This window comes from Streptomyces chiangmaiensis (assembly GCF_036281785.1).
Taxonomy (GTDB): Bacteria; Actinomycetota; Actinomycetes; order Streptomycetales; family Streptomycetaceae; genus Streptomyces; species Streptomyces chiangmaiensis.
Window position 1 is genome coordinate 1 of sequence record NZ_JAYWVC010000736.1, and the last position, 581, is coordinate 581.

Here is a 581-nt window from a genome sequence, read left to right on the forward strand (position 1 = left end):
CAGGAAAGCGCGGTCTCCCCGAGCGGCGACGTGAGCGATCAGGGTCCTTATGAGACTGGCACCAAGGCCCTTCCCCCGGTGCTCAGGCGCGGTACATACAGCGCTGATCTCAACCCAGCCAGATGGGCGCATACGTTCGCCGGCCATGGCAGCCAGCACACCGTCATGACGGATTCCCAGATAAGTACCCATTTCGATGGTTCGGGCAAGAAAGGGACCAGGCGCAGTACGGCGAGTGAGATCCAGCATCTCGGGAACATCCGCGGTGTCGAGCCGTACAGCCCGCGGATCAGGAGCGCCTTCTGCACTTCCAGGTGCGGTCATCTGCACGAGGTCAAATCGGTCGACAGTGCTCCAGGTCGGGGGCACCAGCCCCACATGGTGAAGGAACGCGGCGGTGCCCGAGCCCACCACGTGGGCTGCATCGGCCCAGTCCTGCTCCGTCGGGTCGTCGGGCAGCCCCATAAAGGGTGACACGTCGTCCAGGTAGCGCCGGACGCGGCCACGTCCCCGGGCAAGAGGGGCGTGCTGCGGGCTGGAGAGTGAGGCGTAGACAGGGTTGTCCAGAATGTGCTCGATGC

General features: G+C 64.9%; 1 protein-coding gene. It reads right to left on the reverse strand.

Features of this window, described 5'->3' with window-relative positions:
* A partial coding sequence (locus VXC91_RS46680) for a GNAT family N-acetyltransferase (protein ID WP_329513375.1) occupies window positions 1–581 on the reverse strand: 581 nt, incomplete at both ends.